Origin of the sequence: Flagellimonas sp., from assembly GCF_965601775.1 — a bacterium.
Lineage (GTDB): Bacteria > Bacteroidota > Bacteroidia > Flavobacteriales > Flavobacteriaceae > Flagellimonas.
Window position 1 is genome coordinate 1,611,146 of the sequence record NZ_OZ271837.1, and the last position, 17,044, is coordinate 1,628,189.

General features: G+C 39.8%; 13 protein-coding genes and 1 tRNA gene. 10 read left to right on the forward strand and 4 right to left on the reverse strand.

Annotation, left to right across the window (positions count from 1 at the left end):
* Window positions 1-14: 14 nt before the first annotated feature.
* Window positions 15-3,248 (forward strand): cytochrome c biogenesis protein CcsA, encoded by a 3,234-nt coding sequence (gene ccsA, locus ACSLUF_RS07465; protein WP_435625824.1) that lies wholly within the window; start codon window positions 15-17, stop codon window positions 3,246-3,248.
* A gap of 90 nt (window positions 3,249-3,338) precedes the next feature.
* Entirely contained in the window at window positions 3,339-3,752 is a 414-nt protein-coding gene (locus tag ACSLUF_RS07470) for a DM13 domain-containing protein (protein WP_435625483.1), read from the forward strand.
* A gap of 7 nt (window positions 3,753-3,759) precedes the next feature.
* Here the strand turns inward: ACSLUF_RS07470 and ACSLUF_RS07475 are convergent, their stop codons facing one another.
* Window positions 3,760-5,061: a M14 family metallopeptidase gene (locus ACSLUF_RS07475; protein WP_435625484.1), complete on the reverse strand. Its 1,302-nt coding sequence runs from the start codon at window positions 5,059-5,061 to the stop codon at window positions 3,760-3,762.
* A 207-nt stretch (window positions 5,062-5,268) separates the two neighbouring features.
* Between ACSLUF_RS07475 and ACSLUF_RS07480 the strand changes: the two genes are divergently transcribed.
* Genes ACSLUF_RS07480 through bshB1 form a run of 3 tightly spaced genes read left to right on the forward strand, consistent with a single transcriptional unit; the run spans window position 5,269 to window position 8,615 of the window.
* Window positions 5,269-6,678, forward strand: coding sequence for an MATE family efflux transporter (locus tag ACSLUF_RS07480; protein ID WP_435625485.1), 1,410 nt, complete (start codon window positions 5,269-5,271; stop codon window positions 6,676-6,678).
* A gap of 34 nt (window positions 6,679-6,712) precedes the next feature.
* Window positions 6,713-7,882, forward strand: coding sequence for a trans-sulfuration enzyme family protein (locus tag ACSLUF_RS07485; protein WP_435625486.1), 1,170 nt, complete (start codon window positions 6,713-6,715; stop codon window positions 7,880-7,882).
* A gap of 10 nt (window positions 7,883-7,892) precedes the next feature.
* Window positions 7,893-8,615, forward strand: coding sequence for a bacillithiol biosynthesis deacetylase BshB1 (gene bshB1 / locus ACSLUF_RS07490; RefSeq protein WP_435625487.1), 723 nt, complete (start codon window positions 7,893-7,895; stop codon window positions 8,613-8,615).
* Here bshB1 and ACSLUF_RS07495 read toward each other — a convergent pair whose 3' ends face one another.
* Window positions 8,616-10,691, reverse strand: a complete 2,076-nt coding sequence (locus ACSLUF_RS07495; RefSeq protein WP_435625488.1) for a tetratricopeptide repeat-containing sensor histidine kinase — start codon at window positions 10,689-10,691, stop codon at window positions 8,616-8,618.
* A gap of 266 nt (window positions 10,692-10,957) precedes the next feature.
* On the opposite strand from ACSLUF_RS07495, the gene ACSLUF_RS07500 reads away from it, so the two are divergent.
* A tRNA-His gene (locus ACSLUF_RS07500) sits at window positions 10,958-11,033 on the forward strand.
* 52 nt (window positions 11,034-11,085) lie between these two features.
* Here ACSLUF_RS07500 and ACSLUF_RS07505 read toward each other — a convergent pair.
* Window positions 11,086-12,624, reverse strand: coding sequence for a M28 family peptidase (locus ACSLUF_RS07505; RefSeq protein WP_435625489.1), 1,539 nt, complete (start codon window positions 12,622-12,624; stop codon window positions 11,086-11,088).
* Window positions 12,625-12,784: 160 nt separating this feature from the next.
* Here ACSLUF_RS07505 and ACSLUF_RS07510 point away from each other — a divergent pair, with 160 nt between their 5' ends.
* Both ACSLUF_RS07510 and ACSLUF_RS07515 read left to right on the forward strand, forming a co-directional pair.
* Window positions 12,785-13,795, forward strand: coding sequence for a 4-hydroxyproline epimerase (locus ACSLUF_RS07510; protein ID WP_435625490.1), 1,011 nt, complete (start codon window positions 12,785-12,787; stop codon window positions 13,793-13,795).
* 99 nt (window positions 13,796-13,894) lie between these two features.
* Window positions 13,895-14,824 (forward strand): hypothetical protein, encoded by a 930-nt coding sequence (locus ACSLUF_RS07515; RefSeq protein WP_435625491.1) that lies wholly within the window; start codon window positions 13,895-13,897, stop codon window positions 14,822-14,824.
* Window positions 14,825-14,832: 8 nt separating this feature from the next.
* Here ACSLUF_RS07515 and ACSLUF_RS07520 read toward each other — a convergent pair whose 3' ends face one another.
* Window positions 14,833-15,477 carry an alpha/beta hydrolase gene (locus ACSLUF_RS07520; protein ID WP_435625492.1) on the reverse strand — a complete coding sequence of 215 codons (645 nt, stop codon included), beginning with the start codon at window positions 15,475-15,477 and terminating at the stop codon, window positions 14,833-14,835.
* Between the two features lie 54 nt (window positions 15,478-15,531).
* Here ACSLUF_RS07520 and ACSLUF_RS07525 point away from each other — a divergent pair, with 54 nt between their 5' ends.
* Both ACSLUF_RS07525 and ACSLUF_RS07530 read left to right on the forward strand, forming a co-directional pair.
* The gene (locus ACSLUF_RS07525; RefSeq protein WP_435625493.1) at window positions 15,532-15,954 is read left to right on the forward strand and encodes a PaaI family thioesterase; all 423 of its coding nucleotides are present in this window, start codon (window positions 15,532-15,534) and stop codon (window positions 15,952-15,954) included.
* Window positions 15,955-16,045: 91 nt separating this feature from the next.
* The gene (locus tag ACSLUF_RS07530) at window positions 16,046-16,999 is read left to right on the forward strand and encodes a chorismate-binding protein (RefSeq protein WP_435625494.1); all 954 of its coding nucleotides are present in this window, start codon (window positions 16,046-16,048) and stop codon (window positions 16,997-16,999) included.
* Window positions 17,000-17,044 lie beyond the last annotated feature (45 nt).

Consider the following 17,044-nt stretch of genomic DNA (forward strand, 5'->3'; position numbering starts at 1 on the left):
ACAGGGTTGGATACATGGTCGATATTCTCAAAAAGACACTTTTCTCCACGAAGCTCATGGCCGTACTATTTTTGGTTTTTGCCGCAGCTATGGGAGTGGGAACATTTATAGAAAGTGCGTATAGCACGGAAACAGCGCGAATTTATATTTATAACGCCACCTGGTTTGAAGCTATCATGGTATTTTTTGTCATCAATTTTGCTGGCAATATCTACCGGTATAAACTACTTTCTTGGAAGAAATGGCCTATCCTAATTCTTCACCTTTCCTGGATTTTGATAATCATAGGTGCCTTTGTTACCCGATATATTAGTTATGAGGGTATGATGCCTATCCGAGAGGGTGCTACAGAAAGTCGGTTTTATTCTGACAAGACCTATTTGACGGCTTATGTGGATGGAGAGATTAATGGGGAGACCAAACGAAGGATATTGGAAGACGATATTCTTGTCACGGCTGAGGGAAAACGCTCTAGCTTGCCTTGGCGCTCCGATTTTAATGGACAGAATTTTTCCATTGACTATGTGGATTTTATTGAAGGCGCTAAAGAAGGATTGATTCCTGATGAGAATGGTAAGGAATATTTGAAAATTGTTGAGGCGGGAGATGGACAGCGACATGAACACTATCTGGAAAACGGACAAATTGCGAGTATCCACAACGTACTTTTTACCCTGAATAACGAAACGCCGGGAGCTATCAACATTTTTGCCAATGGTGAAGACTTTCAAATAAAAACACCATTTGGTGGCGGTTTTATGCGTATGGCTGACCAATTTCAGGGCGAGGTGGTCCAAGACAGTCTACAAACGCTGCAATTGCGATCTTTGTACTCACTTGCTGGGATGCAATTTGTGATTCCTGAGCCTTTGGTTCGAGGAAGCTATGGGATTATTAAGGTACCTGAAGATGAGGTTACTGACGCCACTTTGGATGCCCTAGTAGTAAATATTTCTGCCAACGGGGAAAGCAAAGAAGTAAAACTTCTGGGAGGAAAGGGGTCCTCCAATTTCTCAAATAAAACCAATGTCGGGAATCTTGGGTTTTCCTTGAGCTATGGATCTAAGGTGCACGAATTACCATTTGCCATACAGTTGAATGATTTTATAGCGGAAAAATATCCTGGAACGGAAACGGGCTATGCTTCTTTTATGAGTAAGATAACCGTTGATGACGAACGTACCTTCGATTACGATATTTTCATGAATCATGTTTTGGACCATAGAGGCTACCGGTTTTTTCAATCCAGCTTCCATCCTGATGAAAAGGGAACAGTTCTATCGGTGAATCATGATTTTTGGGGAACTTGGATATCTTACATCGGCTATTTTCTGCTCTATGTAGGGCTGCTAGGTATTATGTTCTTTGGTAAGACTCGATTCCGCGATTTGGCTAAATCATTGAAAAAAGTACAAAAGAAAAAAGCGGCCTTGGCGGGATTTGCTTTTTTAATGTGCACACTTTCGTTTGGACAACAGGCTCCTCAAAATCATATTACGGAACCAACAAGTGCCCAAATTGACTCTGTAATTAAAGCAACGACAGTCTCCAAGGAACATGCTGAAAAGTTTGGTGCTTTGGTAGTACAGGATGAAGGCGGGCGAATGAAGCCCATGCACACCTTTACATCCGAACTTCTTAGGAAACTAAGTGGTAAGGATAAATTCCGCGGACTTGATTCTGACCAGGTTTTCTTGTCTATGATGCTTAATCGAGCTGTGTGGTATCACACCGAATTTATTGTGACTAACCTTGGTTCTAAGCAAAATGACAGCATTCGAGAGATATTGAAAGTAAAGAAGGGGGAGAAATATATTAAAGCCACCGATTTGTTTGATGCCACAGGAATGTATAGGCTAAAACCGTATCTGGAAGAAGCAACGTCCACAACAAACCCCAATAAATTTCAAAAAGACTTCATCAAAGTACATGAACGGTTCAGTTTATTGGAGATGGCGTTGAGTGGCCATATCTTAAAAATATTTCCACTCTTGAACGATGAGAACAACAAATGGATATCTGCTGTGGAGTTCCGGTCGGGACAGTATCAGGTGCAGGATTCATTGTATGCCAATTTTATGGCGAATGCGCTTCCGTATTATTTAAACTCTCTTCAAAGTTCAATTACTACTGGAGATTATTCCCAAGCAGATAGACTTTTAGAAGCTTTCAAGCAAAACCAAAGGAATCATGGTTCTGAAGTGCTTCCTTCCGATGAAAAAGTAAAGGCTGAGATTATTTATAACAAGCTTGACATTTTCAACCGTCTCTATAAATATTACATGATGCTTGGAGCTTTGCTCTTTTTTGTTCTGGTATTCAGAATTTTTAAGGAAAGGGAAATTTGGAAGGCCACGACTTATTTTTTTAAGGGTATCATTGTCATCTTTTTCATTTGGCACACGGCTGGATTGATTATGCGATGGTACATATCAGGTCATGCTCCTTGGAGTGATGCTTACGAAAGTATTCTCTATGTTAGTTGGGCAACCATGGGCCTAGGACTACTTTTTATCAGAAAAAGTAACCTCACCTTGGCAGCCAGTACCTTTGTAGCTTCAATGCTTCTATTTATAGCTCATCAAAGTTGGGTGGACCCAGCTATTTCAAATCTTGTTCCCGTATTGGACAGTTATTGGTTGATGATTCATGTTGCAGTGATAGTCGGGAGTTACGGTCCTTTGACTGTAGGTATGATTCTGGGTGTTACGGCTTTGCTCCTCATGATCTTGACTACCAAGAAGAACAGGAAACGCATGGAGGTAAACCTAAAAGAGTTGACCATTATCAACGAATTGGCGCTAACGATAGGGTTAGTAATGTTAACCATAGGAAACTTTCTGGGAGGTCAATGGGCCAATGAGAGTTGGGGGCGCTATTGGGGTTGGGACCCCAAGGAAACTTGGGCTTTGATTTCAATTATGGTGTATGCCTTTGTACTTCATATGCGTTTCGTTCCTGCATTGCGTGGGCGATGGTTCTATAATTTTATGAGTGTAGCAGCTTACGGCTCAATTATGATGACCTATTTCGGGGTCAACTTTTATTTGGTCGGTTTACATAGTTATGCCCAATCGGGGTCTGCGGCCATAACTCCAGATTATGTAAAACATATTGTTTTGGGCATATTGATTCTCGGTGGAATCAGCTATTGGAGATATCGTGTCCATTATCTGCAAACCACATCTGGAGAAGAAACGAACGATAAATCACATAAGAAGGGTATTCCTGAAGTGGTTCGTGAATAATAAGAGCTTATTTGTTCAAAAACTCTTCTTTAGGTCCTTTTTTGATGTAAGAAAAGGTAGGATTCAACTACTAAGTTGAAAAATAAACAAATGAAGACGATTCAACCTTTTCAGACCATACTTTTCACCCTACTTGTGATGTTGAGTTCCATTTCAATGGTATCTCAAACCACATCGAAGGGAACCTGGCAAAAACAAAACAAATCCATCTCGGGACATTTTGAAATTGAGAAAGCAAATGATGCCACCTACATTGTTTTGAGCGATGATTTTAAAACCAAAAGTGCGCCAGATTTGAAACTATTTCTTTCCAAAAAGAGAGTTTCGGATATCACAGGTAAAAATGCAACTAAGGATGCCGTTTTAATTTCTGAGCTTAAAAAAACCAAAGGAGGTCAACGGTATAAGGTTCCATCTAACGTTCAATTGGTAAACTATACCTCATTAATTATCCATTGTGAGCAGTATAGTATTTTCTGGGGCGGAGGTGCTATTCCCAAGTAAGCTTATCTTAGTCACTCTGCAGAAGTTTCATAAGCTCCTCGGCAGCAACTTGACCTTTTTGTTTTAAAAAATCTCGGGGTGTGTTATCGCCAAGCTCAAAAACTATGGCCGGCATTTCATGTTCTACAAACAAATAGGTGCGTGACACCATGGTGGGAGTTAATTTGTCGGTAGGTTTCACATTGGTTTTTTTTTGGGGAAGTCTCTCGCTTATCCGCTTAATCCAATCAAAAACAATTTTACCTTTTTGTCCTGTAACGGTTGTATCCAATGGGTAATAAATATCATCCCATGTGGAGTGGAAATCAACTCCAAAAGCAAACTGATATCCTTCTGCCTTCTTCTGGTTCAGAAATTTTCGAATGCTTTGGGTTTCCGGCTGATTAAAGTTTTGCCAATCCCTATTCAAATCAATACCTCCCATATTATGCCTCCAATGCCCATTATCCACACCATCGGGATTCATGGTGGGAACGGCAAAAACAGTAAAGTTGTTTCTAAACTGTTTAGCGAGTTCGGAATCCCCTGAAATGGTCTCAATAAAGGATTTCATAGCTAAGAAACCAGTCACTTCTGGAGGGTGTTGTCTGGAGATGACCATAACTGCTGGTTTTTGTACTGAACCAGCTCCAATTTCCATCAGATGTATAGGTCGTTTTTCATGACTTTTTCCAATTTCATGGGAACTGATATATGGGTTTACCGCTAGGGAGTCAATCCATTTCTTAACGCGTTTGGAGCTGTATAATTCCTGTGCGGAAACCCACAAGGTATCTGTACTTACTTCAACAGTAAGCTCAGCAAATTCAGGTGCGGCCTTAATACCAAAATCTCCTTCTCCGGGATTAATCGCTTTAAAACGAGTGCTATCGATAGGTTTAAAATTCAGGCCGTCCCTGCTCAACTTAGGGTAATACCGACTTCTTGAATCTTGATAGCTCAGTTTTATGGTGATTTCCTTAGGTTCTTTGGACCAGACCTTAAAGGCATACCACGGACTCACGTTAATTGGTGTGTTTTCTGCAGTAATCCAAATGGTGTAATGGTCGTTCCCATCCGAAGCAACACCATTCAGTCGTGCACTGTCAAACTCATTGCTGAAGGAAACGGATTCTTCTTCAAAGGACCAAACTCCTTTCCATTGTCGTTGTACAGGTTTGTCTACAGTGGGGACCACTGGACTTGGAGCTTGCCCTTGATATCCTTGAGAAACAGATGGAGTATTTTCAGTATCAGCTACGGAAATTGAATTTTTACAAGACGTGAAAAGTATAAGGATTATTAAAAAAAGATACACGTTGCTTTTCATAGTTCTGGGTAGCGTTTAAAGAGAGTTGAAAATAATTTGTGAAGTAATTTACAGTAAAATTGAAAAAAAATACCATCTTTGCGCCATCATGAAGTTATAAGAATTATGTCAGCCATAGATGTCATAGCCTTTCCAGGCAATCTATAATCGGTTTATAACCGGTCTGACGCACGTTTTCTCTTTTCTACAACATAATTCTTATCAATAATGACGAATTCAAACACAAATTCATTTAAAAAATTTTTTAGCTACTTCTGGATTGCTGTAACCGGTAAAGAAGACAATTTTACTTCCGGCAGTATCCGTAAGGCGATTTTCATGCTTTCCATCCCTATGATATTGGAGATGCTAATGGAATCCATTTTTGCCTTGGTGGACATCGCATATGTATCCCAAGTAAGTGTTAATGCAGTTGCCACTATTGGTTTAACGGAATCCGTAATCACCTTGATTTATGCATTGGCCATTGGATTAAGTATGGCCGCAACAGCTGTTGTAGCCCGTAGAATAGGGGAAGAGGACGTAGCTGGGGCCAGAACGGCAGCGGTTCAAGCGATTCTGCTTGGTATATTAGTGGCAGTTGGTTTAGGGTTGATAGGTATCTTTTACTCTCAAGAGATATTGGCCCTGATGGGTGCAGAACCGGATTTGATTGCTGAAGGATATGGCTACACCCAGTTTTTAATAGGTGGGAACATCACAATCATGTTGTTGTTCTTGATTAATGCCATTTTCAGGGGTGCGGGTGATGCCTCAATTGCCATGTGGGCCTTGGTACTTTCCAATGGGCTTAATATTATTTTAGACCCCATCTTTATTTTTGGTTGGGGCCCCGTACCTGAATATGGGGTGATGGGAGCTGCTATTGCCACAAATATTGGCAGGGGAACAGCTGTGCTTTTCCAAATTGGAATTTTATTCTTTGGCTGGAGTAAAATCAAGCTGGTATTGAATGACATTGTCGTCAACATAAAGGTGATGATGAACCTTATTAAGGTGTCCTTGGGAGGTATAGCCCAATTTCTGATTGGTACCTCAAGTTGGGTTTTTCTCATGCGAATCATGTCCGAATTTGGAAGTGAGGTACTTGCAGGATACACGATTGCCATACGTGTAATCATGTTTACCCTAATGCCATCTTGGGGTATGAGTAACGCGGCAGCCACCTTAGTGGGGCAAAACCTAGGTGCCCAAAAACCAGATCGGGCAGAAGCTTCGGTTTGGATTACCGGAAAGTACAATGCCTATTTTATGGCATTAATTTCTATAATCTACTTTTTTGGGGCAGAATACATTATTTCCTTGTTTAATGCTGACCCAAGTGTGGTGGATAGCGGAGCTTTATGTTTGCAAATCATCGCGGTAGGATATGTTTTTTACGCCTATGGAATGGTAGTGGCCAATGCTTTTAACGGTGCAGGTGATACCACCACACCTACCAAAATAAATTTGATAGCATTTTGGTTCTACCAGTTGCCGTTTGCTTATCTGGCAGCCTTGCAGTTGGGTTGGGAAGCCAAAGGGGTTTTTATCGCAATTACCTCCGCGGAAATTCTGCTGGCCATCATCTCAATTATTTGGTTTAAAAAGGGTAAGTGGAAGGAAGTTCAAGTATAGTTGGTTTCGTATATTTAATCAAAATTTTGAAGCCATGGCGAAATCAACCCAAGGAACAAACACGGTTTGTACCCATGTGGGCACATTGGAGGATAAGGAATACAAAGGTGCTGCATCGCCATTGTACATGAGCTCTTCCTATGCCTTTGAAGATGTAGATGTAAAAAGATATCCAAGATATTTCAATACACCCAATCAAGAAGCGTTAAGTAAAAAAATGGCTGCTTTGGAGCATACCGAAGCAGCCATGATTTTTGGGAGTGGTATGGCAGCCATTAGTACCGCATTGATGGCTTTTTTACAGGCAGGTGACCATATCGTTTTTCAACAGACTTTATATGGAGGCACCTACAATTTTGCAGTGACTCAATTAGAGAAATATGGTATAAGCTACTCCTTTACGGAAGGCTGGGAGGTAGCTGATTTTGAAGCAGTAATTGCCTCCAATACCAAACTAATCTATGTAGAGACCCCCTCCAATCCCTTATTGACTATTACGGATTTAAAAGGGGTAGCAGAATTGGCATCCCAAAGAGGTATACTTACCATGATAGATAATACGTTTGCGAGTCCTATCAATCAGACCCCAGCAGATTTTGGCATCGATATCATTTTACACAGTGCCACAAAATATATGGGTGGCCATTCCGACATCTGTGCAGGTGTTGTTGCGTGTTCCCAAGAACATATGGAAACCGTTTTTCAAACAGCCATCTGCTTTGGAGGTAGTTTAAGTGACTATACAGTTTGGTTGTTGGAACGAAGCGTAAAAACCATGGGGCTTCGTGTCAAGGCACAAAATGAGAATGCTTTGAAAATGGCGACTTATTTAAAGGGTAACGAAGATGTGGAGAATGTTTACTATCCCGGACTGAGCACTCATCCCGGTCACAGTTTGGCCAAATCCCAGATGAAAGGCTTTGGTGGGATGCTTTCCTTTGAACTGAATCCCGAGATAGATGTCTCCCTTTTCTTCAAAAATTTGGAGCTTATCAAACCATCCATGAGTTTAGCCGGTGTCGAAAGCACCATGATTTCTCCAACCAAAACTTCCCATGCATTGATGAGTCCTGAAGACCGTCAAAAACAGGGAATCAAAGACTCTTTAATACGTTTTTCGTTAGGTATAGAGGAAATTGAGGACTTAGTTCACGACATTGAGCAAGCGATTTCCAAAACGAAATCCATAACAGTACCGGTTTAATTAAACGTTGATGAAATTAGATATTTTAGTATTTGGCGCCCATCCGGATGATGCCGAATTGGGAGCGGGTGGCACTATAGCGAAGGAAGTATCCCGAGGAAAAAAAGTGGGTATTATAGACTTAACCCGGGGAGAGCTCGGAACCCGAGGTTCGGCAGAAATACGGGATCAAGAGGCGGCCAAGGCAGCTGAGATTTTAAAGATTGCCGTTCGGGAAAATATGGAATTTGCCGACGGATTTTTTGTCAATGATAAAAAACACCAATTGGAACTCATAAAAATGGTGCGTAAATATCGCCCGGAAATCGTGCTATGCAATGCCGTGGATGACCGTCATATTGACCATGCCAAAGGCAGTAAACTGGTAAGTGATGCTTGTTTTCTGAGTGGTCTTGCTAAAATTGATACCAAAATGGAGGGGGAAGATGAATGGCAGGAAGCTTGGAGGCCCAAAGTGGTTTATCATTATATTCAATGGAAAAGCTTAACACCTGACTTTGCCGTTGATGTTTCTGGATTTATTGAGAAAAAAACAGAGGCGATTTTAGCATACAGCTCCCAGTTTTTTGACCCAGATAGCGATGAACCGGAAACACCAATTAGTAGCAAAAACTTCATTGATAGCGTTAATTATCGTGCTAGGGATTTAGGCAGATTAATTGGGGTCGAGTATGCAGAAGGGTTTAACGTAGAACGTTTTGTTGGGGTGGACAACCTAGATGACCTGATTTGATTAACTTGCCTGCTGATACCTTTTTTCGGCCTTTGGAATGGTAAAATAGAAAGTTGAACCTTTACGAAGTGCACTTTCCACCCAAATTTGACCTTTATTTTTGTTAATCATTTCCTTACAAAGGGTAAGCCCCAAACCGGTTCCTTTTTCATTATTGGTTCCGTAGGTGGTAATGTTGTTGGTATCCGCAAAGATTTTTTTCTGAATTTCTGTGTTCATTCCGATTCCAGTGTCACGAATCATAATTTGCCAAACATCAGCATTCTCTTGGGCCTCAATGGTAATCAATCCGTCATCTGGGGTAAACTTAATGGCATTGCTCATCAGATTTCTCACTACAATATCAATTTGATTGTAATCCGCCCATATCAACATATTTTCAGGTAGGCGATTGATAATTTTAATGGATTTACCTGCAGCTACTTCAGATAATAATTTGAGGTTATCCAAAACTAATTTTTCGAAATGGATACGTTTTGGTTTGGTCACAACCCCATTGAGTTGTGTTTGACCCCATGAAAGCAGATTGTTCAAAGCAAAAGAAATGTTTTCCACATCACTCCTCAATTTAGGAATGAAAGACAAGAACTCGGCTTTGCTGATTTCGCCATCCGAAAATAGCTTTAGCATACCTTGAAGTGCGCCAATCGGTCCCCGTAGGTCATGCCCAATGATAGAGAAAAGCTTCGTTTTTGTTTTGTTGATTTCGGTCAACTGATTTTCCCTTCTACTCACTTCAATGGACTTCTCCTTGAGTTCTTTGTACAGTTTCTTTTGGACTTTTTCACTACGACGAATCAGTAATAAAACGGTCAATAGAATTAAAACCATCAACACCGAAAAATAGATGTAGTTTCTTTGTTTGGCTAAAGCCGATTTATTGGAGGAAATAAGCTCCTGCTTTTCCTGCTGGTACTGCAATTTGGTCTCCAGTAGTGCCAAACTCTGTTTGTTTTTGTCCTTGGAAAGCGAATCTGATAGCTTTTTGAAGGTTTCAAGATAGGATAGGGCTATATCGTTTTCCCCTCTTTTTTTATGTATTTGATATAGGGTTTCCGAACAATCTATCTGTCCTTGAAGGGATTTTATCTTTTTGGAAAGAAAGTACCCTTCATTTACTGAAGACAGCGAAAGACTATCCCGGTCAAGCCCTAAATAGACCTTGGCCATACCATTTAACAGGTTAATTTTCTCTCGGTCATCCTGAAGTTGCTTTTCATGAAGCATATTGCTTTGGTCGTACCAATGTAATGCCCACTGATACTTCTTCTGCTCCAAATAAATGCTTCCTTTTACCTCATAGGCATAGGCCAACCAATCGTAGATTTTCTCTTTTTCAAAAGTTATAATACTCTTGTTGATATTGAACATGGCCAACTCATAGTTTTTGGCTTCTTTGTAAAGCGAAGCCATATTACTTTGAGTTTCTGCATGGAATACTTCGTTTTTTAATTCTTCATTTATGGCCTGAATCTTATCGTAAAAAGTCAACGCATTTTTAAAATCTTTTTGGTCTACGTATAAGTTGGCGATGTTTTCATTAAGAATGGAAAGCATCCACTTGTTATCTGTTTGCTGGGCAACATCCAGTCCTTTTAAGTAGAGATTTAAAGCTTTTGCATAGTCTCCAATGTAGGCATAGTCTTGACCCATATCATTGATGATATCAAGTTCGGATTTTGTATCCTTGATTTCTCGGGCTACCTCCAGAGCACTTTTATAATTCTGTAGCGCCTTTTCATAATTACCCTTATCGGAATAAAATAACCCTATATTTTCTAGTGCTTTGATTTCTCCCTGTTTGTAATCGATTTCCCTGCTTAGCTTTAAAACCCGGTTTGATATGGTGTACAAGCTATCATTGTTTATAAAACGATAGTATTTTGAATAATTCGCTAATAAATCAAGATGGGTAGAGTCCTTTGTGCTGAACTTATTGGTAGAAATAAGGTGCTTGATTCTATAGGCGACACTGTCCCTTTTTCTTTTCTGACCTTGAAGGTTCAGGGCGAAAAGGAGTAGGAGCCCAAAAACGAATGGTTTTTTAAGGGAAACTAGTAGGTTGGTCTTGTTCATAGTAGTGATTTGGGGCACTAGAAAACAATTTCTAACTGGCTAAAATTAAGAACAATACAATCGATGATGAATTTTATGTTGTGAACCTCTTAAATTATGTAGGTCTGTTAGACGAACGAATAGAATTTATCGATGTCTGACGCAACATGGGATATTATTATACGAATGCTGGATTTTGAAATTGTTAAAGAATTATGTTCGAATGACTACAAGAAATCTTTTGATAGAATTGAGAAAAAAATTTAACTTTGCATCCGCTTTGAAACGGTGGTTGTAGCTCAGTTGGTTAGAGCGCCTGATTGTGGTTCAGGAGGTCGTCGGTTCGAGACCGATCTTCCACCCATTAAAAAAGCCCCTCTAAAGAGGGGCTTTTTTGTTTTTACGGTATTTTTTGTTATTCCACTGGTTTATCCACAATGACCCTATTTTCTCTATTCGCTACTTCCCAAGCGGTATGGAAAACCAATCTTGTTCTATTTTCTAAAAGGTCGTAGTTTATCTTATCTGGGGTGTCTCCCGGCTTGTGATAGTCCTCATGTGTACCGTTGAAGTAAAAAATGATGGGGATGTTGTTTTTGGCAAAATTGTAGTGGTCACTGCGATAGTAGAACCGATTCGGGTCATTATCGTCATTGTATTTATAATCCAATTCAATTTGCATGTATTTTTCATTAATCTCCTCGGACAAATTGTGTAATTCTGTACTTAACTTGTCGGACCCTATTAAATAGATGTAATTTCTATTACCCTCACGTTTGGGGTCTGTTCTCCCAATCATATCAATATTTAAATTTGCCACAGTCTGTTCCAAAGGTTTGATAGGTTCATAATCTGTATAGTATTTGGAACCCAACAATCCCTTTTCTTCTCCAGTAACATGTAGAAATATGATAGACCGCTTAGGTCCATATCCTCTGTTTTTTGCCTTTTTAAATGCTTCCGCAATTTCTAAAAGAGCAACACTTCCTGAACCATCGTCATCCGCTCCATTGTTGATTTGACCATCCTTACTAACCCCAATATGGTCCAAGTGAGAGGAAATGACCACATATTCATCGGGTTTCTCACTTCCTCGAATCATTGCCACCACATTTTCAGAATCTACAAAACCTTGGTTTTCAAGAGCTAATTGCACATCTGTGTCTAATAATTTAGGAGTATGATTTGAATCGATATCCGGAAAAATAAGCTTTGCAGGCTCTGCATCCAAAACCATAAGCAGTGCTGTGTTAGCTTCTGCTTGGAGCGTCATTCTTGGATTGCTGCTATTTTTTATAAAAGAGTAATAGTTCGAATATCTCGGATAATTCCCAGAATCATAGTATAGTACTCCTTTCGCCCCTTTGTCAAATGCTAATTCTCCTTTTTTACCAATGGCTTCGGACATATTGCTCCAAACGGATGGTTCGCTCGTTCCGGAGAGGGCGTAGGTTCCGTCCTCATTCATGGGTTCTCCAGCTTTGATGAGCACCATTTTATCTTTTACATCTACTTGCTCATAATCCGAATAAGTTCCCTCATCAATACCATACCCCACATAAACTATTTGATTGTATTTGCCTTCAGCAGGGGTGAACGAAATAACCGCCTCACCTACAGCGAAAGATGTATTGTTTATGGTCATACTTCCACTAGGGACACTTGATTTTTGCAAAGGCACTTTCTGAAAATAGTCTCCATCGGACTTTGCCGCCGGAATACCCAGTGATTCGTAGTGGGATTTCAAATATTCGATAGCCTTTTTTTGACCAGGTGTTCCAGTTTCCCTTCCTTCAAATTCATCTGAAGCATAGGTGTATAAATGTTCTTTTAGCTCTTCTTGGGTAATAGTTTCAGCATAGGTTTCGGGTTTCGCTTTTTTTTGGGATAGGGTTTTTTGCGTGGGAGTGCATGATAGAATTAATGCTAAAAACCCCCAGGAAACAATTTTCATACTTTTTTAAGTTCAAAATTTCCCAAAAGTAGTTAAAAGATGATGAATCATTTTTGGCTTAAGATTTCTTTATGAAGGGCTCTGGAGGTGGAAAATATTTTAAATCTGGTGGTAACTGTAATATTTCTAACTTCGATTCTGATTTAAACCGTTCAAGATTATGGCAATTTACACCTTTGAATGCATGGATGCACATACTTGTGGAAATCCAGTTCGTCTGGTCGTTTCTGGAGGACCTGATTTGGAGGGCAAAACCATGGAGGAGAAGCGACAGCATTTTATGAAGGAATATGACTGGATTCGCACTGGACTTATGTTTGAACCGCGCGGTCATGATATGATGAGTGGTAGTATTTTGTATCCTCCGCACCAGCCCAAAAATGATGTATCCATTCTTTTTATCGAGACCAGTGGATGCCTTCCGATGTGTGGTCATGGGACCATTGGAACCATTACCATGGCTTTGGAAGAGGACCTCATTCAGCCAAAAACTCCAGGTTTGGTTCGGATGGAGGCACCTGCTGGATTGGTTGAAATCCAATACCACAAACCCAATAAAAAAGTGGAGTGGGTTAAAATAACCAATGTCAAAAGTTATCTCGCAGGTGAAGGACTCACGGTTGATTCTTCATTTTTGGGTGAATTGGTGTTTGACGTGGCCTATGGAGGGAACTTTTATGCCATTGTGGACCCTCAGAAGAACTTCTCGGGGATTCAAGACTACTCAGCCAGTAATTTGATACAGTTCTCTCAAGAACTGCGCAAAAACATCAATGACAAGTATACTGGCACCTTCATTCATCCTGAAAATGCTAACATCAATACCGTATCCCATATTCTATGGACAGGAAGTGCGCTACATCCTGGTTCTTCAGGGCGAAATGCGGTCTTTTATGGAGATAAAGCCATTGATCGTTCTCCCTGCGGCACAGGAACTTCGGCCAGAATGGCCCAACTTTATGCCAAAGGCGAATTGCAAGTGGGTGAGGAATATGTCCACGAGAGCTATATCGGCTCTAAATTTGTTGGCAAAATAGAAGAGCAGACAAGTTTAGTAGGTAAAAAAGCCATAGTTCCCAGCATCAAAGGATGGGCAAAAGTATATGGTAGAAATACTATTACCATCGATACCGAAGATGACCCCTACGCCACGGGGTTTCAGGTAATTTGAAGAAAGGCGCAAGTAAAGAACTCGATATTTTTGGGTTATTTTTTCAATATGGCATCTCTTTTGATTTTTTTATTGATGACATAAAATTAATTTTGCAGTATGATAAAAAAATACATCCCACTTCTTTTTATAGTATTGTTTTTCAATCTAATAGCATATTCACAAGAAATTCAAATTTTCAAGGTTGAGGATTTTGACCTGCGTGGAAAGGTAAAGTCGTGTCTCGTAATTACGGATTATGGAAGAGAACTCTTTGAGTTCGATAAAATGGGAAGACTAGTCAAAACCATAACCCAATACAACGAATCGGACCAAGATATTACCTTATATCAATATCAAGGAGAGACCTTGATTGAGAAGCGAATGGAAAGCTATAAAGATGACATTTTGGATGCTGCTACCTCAATGGTCAATTTTTATTCAATGGATACCGTTTCACCACGTAGGGTGAAGGAAAAAATAATTTCCTATGACAAACAATTTTTGGAACAACAGGAATATTTATACGATGAGGAAGATAGGTTGAAAAAGATAATCATTTCAAATGCTGAAGGCGTGGATGAAACCACCATAGAATATCAAGAGTACAAAAATGAGACAACTCAAAGTGTTTTTCATAATGGTATATTGGAGAAAATGAAGCGCGTATCTGAAAAAGTGGTTGGAAACATCAAATATAAAATAACGTTGACCAAGGAATTTGTGGATGGAGAACCGAACAATGCCACTGAAAAAACATATGATTCTGCCGGAAAACTTTTGAAAACCGAGACTTTCAATTATGACGTCTCAAAAAAGCAGTTTGTTTCCTTGCAAAAAGTTCGTTTGGACTACGATGTAGATGGCATGCTAACTTCAGAAACTACGGAAACTCAAAACTCAAAATCGGTAAGGGAGTTTATCTTTCAATTTGATAGTAGTCCAGAGAAAAACTGGATAAAAAAAATAACTACGCCAAGCAATGTCTATAGCACTAGACGAATAACTTACTATCCCGCGGAAGAGGAAAAAAAGGACACTCCTAATTAATCATGGTATTAGACTAAATCGGTTATGATTTCCGGCACAATTTCATGACCCCCTTCGAACTTGACCAACTCACACTTGCCTTGGAACAGCATATTTAGTTTCTTTTGTTCCGTCTCCAATCTTTCCTCATTTAAGAATTCATCCCTGGTCCCATAAATTGATTGTATCCGGATTGTGGAAAAATCCAAATATTCAAAATGTTTAGGTGTTAATTCGTTGGGAATACCTCCAGCATACAAGGCAATTGTATGGCATTGAACATGATTTCGTGCCATCCAACGTAAAGCAATGGACACGCCTTGCGAAAAACCAAAAACCACCAAATTTGGATGAGTTGAAATGTTCTCGGATTGACAGACTTTATCTAAATATGACATGATATTTTCAGTTTCAACTAGGGTATTTTCTTTGGTCAACCAACTTGCACCAACATATTTGTATTCATTTTTAAGATAATACTTGGATGGTGCTTGAGGTGCAATGATATAATGCTCCTCCGGGTTTAATTGACTAAAATGTTTTAAAAAGTATCGACTTAAATATCCAATGCCGTGAAAAACCAGCCATACATATTTTGTCTTCTCACTTAAGTCATTCAATGTTGCATAAGTGTTTTGGGTGGTGTAGGTGACTTTCTTTTCTTGAATTGACATGGTATTGAGAAATCTATTGCAAATGCTTTGCGTAATTTTACAAAAAATTAAAGGATGACCGAACACAAGGAAAAAATTCTGTCCATTTGTAATTCTATTTGTAAGAATACTTTAATGGAAACCTTGGAAATTGAGTATGTAGATGTGGGTGAAAACTACTTGACCGCTCGAATGCCCGTAAGTCCAAAAGTACATCAACCAGATGGGGTTCTCCATGGGGGAGCTTCGGTTGCACTGGCAGAGAGTGTAGGTAGTGCAGCCTCCTATGTTTTTCTGGATGCCAAAGAATTTTTTGTCCGTGGAATAGAAATTGCTGCCAATCATGTAAAATCGATTAAGGAGGGGTTTGTATACGCTAAGGCTAGCATTATCCATAAGGGCCGTACCACACAACTCTGGGAGATAAAAATCACTGATGAAGAGGGAAATTTGGTATCCAATTGCAAACTGACGACCATTGCCTTACCCAGAAAATAAAGAATTTCACCAGCTACTTGATAAAGTCAAAAGTGCTATAGAGCAAAGTCTCCCCGTTTGCATTTACCGGAAGCCCAATCAGAATAGGGTAATGGCTATTTTTCAAGAATCGAGTGAACTTTTACTAACTAAGGATTTCCAGGAAAAGGGTTTTGTATTTGCTCCGTTTGATTTAAAGTATAATGCCGTATTGTTGAGACCGGATGTTGTTTCTGTCGCCCCTTATGTAATTCAGGACGTTCCTGAAAGGCTAGAAAGTTTAGAACTTATGGATATGGGCAAGTCAGCCCATTTGGATTTAATTAAAAAAGGTAAACAGGCCATTACCCTTGACACCCTTCAAAAAGTAGTGTTATCGAGAAAAATAGATACCAAACATCAGGTTTCCCCAGATAAGATACTAAACCGAATATTGAACACCTATCCTTCAGCTTTTTGCTATGTATTTTTCCATCCAAGTACGGGTATCTGGTGTGGTGCTACGCCCGAGACTTTCTTGGAGGTAAAAAACAATAGCCTAAAAACAATGTCTTTGGCTGGGACGCTTCCGTATGAAGTTAATGTTGACCCTATTTGGGGACAAAAGGAGATAGAGGAGCAGGAGATGGTTACCGACTACATCCTTACCAATTTGTCCAATAAAGTGGATGATTTGAAGGCAGAGGGACCTGAAAGTGCAAAGGCAGGATTGCTTTGGCATTTGAAAACGGTTGTGAGTGGGAAACTTTCTTCCAGTTCTTCGCTAAAAGCCATTATTGAGTCATTGCACCCTACGCCTGCCGTATGTGGATTACCTTCCGATTTATCAAAAGCGTTTATTTTGGAGAATGAAGGGTATGACCGAAAATATTATACGGGTTTTTTAGGCGAACTGGGCATGGAGAAATCCCAAGATGCAACACTTTTCGTAAATCTTCGCTGCATGCAACTGTCCCAAAAAGGTACGTCCATTTACGTTGGAGGAGGAATAACGGCTGAATCAATTCCAGAGAATGAATGGGAAGAAACCCAGAACAAAAGTAAAACGATGTTGAGTTTGCTTTAAATTCCTTTTCAGTTTTAGGGTAATACGCTTTTGGGCCGTATTTTT